This window comes from Nostoc sp. JL31 (assembly GCF_017114965.1).
Taxonomy (GTDB): domain Bacteria; phylum Cyanobacteriota; class Cyanobacteriia; order Cyanobacteriales; family Nostocaceae; genus Nostoc; species Nostoc punctiforme_A.
Genome location: NZ_JABXKO010000023.1, coordinates 1 through 2,819 on the forward strand (window position 1 = coordinate 1; position 2,819 = coordinate 2,819).

Sequence of the window (2,819 nt, forward strand, 5' to 3'; positions counted from 1 at the left end):
CCTTGCTACAATTCATATCTGGATTAACAAAATATTATTAGTGGGATAGGTTCACCGTAGCTTACTTATTAAGTAGGACAGATATTCGGCTTAATTTAGTGATTACATTCCTTCTCATAATTTTAAGCCCTAAACACTGACAACCAAGCCTGTAAATTAACCACACCATTAACACGGCTGTGATTGCCCTAGCGATCGCAATCTTACTACAATCCAAATCACCTAACAAAACCCAGGAAAAATATCAATGACTATATCAATGTACAAAGCTTCAATACCCGTGTCTATTCGTACACTGAATAACCTGAAAAACATTCTTGAAAAAGGTGCTACTTATGCAGAAACAAAAAAAATAGATCCTTCTGTGTTAATCAATAGTCGTCTATCCCCAGATATGTTTCCATTATCGAAACAAGTACAAATTGCCTGTGATATCGCAAATAGAGGTGCTGCAAAATTAGCAGAGATAGAAGCACCCAAGTTTGAGGATAATGAAACTACATTCCCCCAACTTATTGACCGCATTCAAAAAACTATCTCTCACTTAAATACATTTAAACCTGAGCAAATCGACGGTTCAGAAGAGAGAACAATTACCCTACAGATGCGTGACAATACTCTATCTTTTGAAGGAATTTCATATCTGTTCTATTTTATTTTGCCAAACCTTTATTTCCATGTCACAACAGCATACGATATTCTTCGACACTGCGGTGTAGAACTTGGTAAAGGAGACTTTCTTGGTCAGCCTTAATCGGAGCAATATTTAACATCTTCATTCCTATTCGGTATTGCATGAAATTCTCAACTCGCTTTGAGGGTATTTCAACAGTATGCGAAGTCTGAATTAACTTTAAGAGTGCGTGTACATCTACGGTCTATGTAGTTAGTAAGATGTTTTAGCTTACAAGCGATCGCAACGCAATTTTTTCGAGAATTTCCGAGCAAAACTTGTGAGTCCCATCTTGCTTGGGTTACTAAAAATAGACTTGTTGGGATTGTGGGGAAAAGTTTTTTCTTCAACATTTCCCTTTTCCCTTTATCAGTAATTATCCTGACTTGAATTTCCCCAATTAATTACTAAAATCTAATACTAGATTCAATTTAGTATTTGGTCGGATATTGAGTATGATTTCATTTAAACCTTTGATTTTGATTATAGGCACAAGTATTGGTTTACTGCCTCTGTTGTCCAACTGGTGCGTCCAAGCACAAAATCAATCACAAAACATTGAGCTAAAAGTTTATAGTGAAAACGAGCAAAAACAAAGCTGTCCAAGCAAGGTGATTGTCACTGAAAAACCCCGTCCTTATCAAGAAGGCAGTTTTGCAACAGATGGCTCTATTAACCTGAGTGCCTATGCCAGTAATATCTCTGTTCAAGCCAGTAATAGCTTTAGCGTTACATGGGTTGGGACACTCAAACCAAAATATGCTAGATGCTTTGCTTCTGCTGGAATGACTAAGGTTGATGGGCAAGACTATTCTGGAAAGATTAATTATTTACGGATGCACTTTGTTAAAGGTAAAGTTTACTTCATCTTAGATTTGGCTGGTGGCTCTGATGCTAATGATTATCCCCTAGTAGTGCTAAAAAATAGTTTAAAGAATGGCAATCCTACCTGGACTTGGGGTGGAACTGACTAAAGGTAATACTGGAGTTCGGCGATCATTGTTGAGCAAAAGCCAAGTCACTTTCAATTAATTTGGCATTTGTTAGGTTAGCCCCACTCAAATTGCACAAGTGAAAATTTGCTCCTCTTAGGTCTGCTAGTGACAGATTAGCTCCTGTTAAATCAGCACCAGTGAGGTTGACTTCACTTAAGTTAGCACTACTTAGGTTAGCCCCCTGAAGTGAAGCTCGTTGCAAGTCTGCCTCGCTTAGGTTTGCCCTCATTAGGTATGCTTTACTTAAGTCAGCTCTACTTAAATTAGCTTGACTCAGGTCTGCTGCTGTTAAATCAGCTTTACTTAAATTGGCTTGACTTAAGTCCGCCCAACTCAAGGAGGCATAACTTAGGTTAATTTCACTCAGCTTCACTGATGCAAGTACTGCACACCTCAAATTAGCATTAACAAAATTTCTTTCTCCGATTGCATAACGGCGTAAAATTTCATCAGTTGTTACTCTGTCTAAAACAGCTTTTGATGCGCCTTGATAACACCATGTAGCTTGTAAGAGTTTGGCAGCAGTGTTAACAGCTACCTCATCACTAGAAGCCACAATTACACCATTGCAGCCATCCCATTGAGCGTTAAGCATTAGAGCAATCTCATTAGCGGCAGCAATTGAGTCAAATAGTAAAACAAATTCCTTATGCCGTTTTAACCAGTTATTCCAACCAATCGAGATAATATTTTTCATTTTTATAAATTTTGAATTTGTCAGCGATTACGGCTCTAACTATCTATTCTGGCTAATAACAATCAGAATGATGTGTGTAACAACCGACCATTATTGTGCGTGCTTAACGAACGCTTGCTAAAAGTTCTCTCTTGAGAGACGCTGGGCGGGTAAGCTGTTAAGTACTTAATTTATGCGTTGAAACCGCAGGGGAGCAGGGGAGAGGGTTTGAAGTTTTTACCTACGATTTAAATTGTGTAACTTGTATGCACAACATCTTACGTCATCATACTTAAATATGTTCTTGTTGGGTGCGTAAGCTGTTAATCGTTGCGGTTAAAACTAGGAAAATTGCCAAAACCAATACGGTATTTCTGAGTATTGAGTTATCAAAGTGTTTAAGTGCGATCGCTATTAATGCGGTTGAGTCGATGGGGGATATTATTCCCCGCACCTCTCAGTTAGATCCGTGCGT

General features: G+C 38.3%; 3 protein-coding genes. 2 read left to right on the top strand and 1 reads right to left on the bottom strand.

From position 1 onward, the window contains the following. Nucleotides 1-247: 247 nt before the first annotated feature. Nucleotides 248-754 (top strand): DUF1993 family protein, encoded by a 507-nt coding sequence (locus tag HWQ43_RS04420; RefSeq protein WP_292730682.1) that lies wholly within the window; start codon nucleotides 248-250, stop codon nucleotides 752-754. 374 nt (nucleotides 755-1,128) lie between these two features. After that, complete coding sequence (locus HWQ43_RS04425) at nucleotides 1,129-1,647, top strand: hypothetical protein (protein ID WP_292730683.1); 519 nt, start codon at nucleotides 1,129-1,131, stop codon at nucleotides 1,645-1,647. A gap of 22 nt (nucleotides 1,648-1,669) precedes the next feature. On the opposite strand, the gene HWQ43_RS04430 is transcribed toward HWQ43_RS04425, so the two are convergent. Further along, the gene (locus HWQ43_RS04430; protein ID WP_292730686.1) at nucleotides 1,670-2,365 is read right to left on the bottom strand and encodes a pentapeptide repeat-containing protein; all 696 of its coding nucleotides are present in this window, start codon (nucleotides 2,363-2,365) and stop codon (nucleotides 1,670-1,672) included. Nucleotides 2,366-2,819 lie beyond the last annotated feature (454 nt).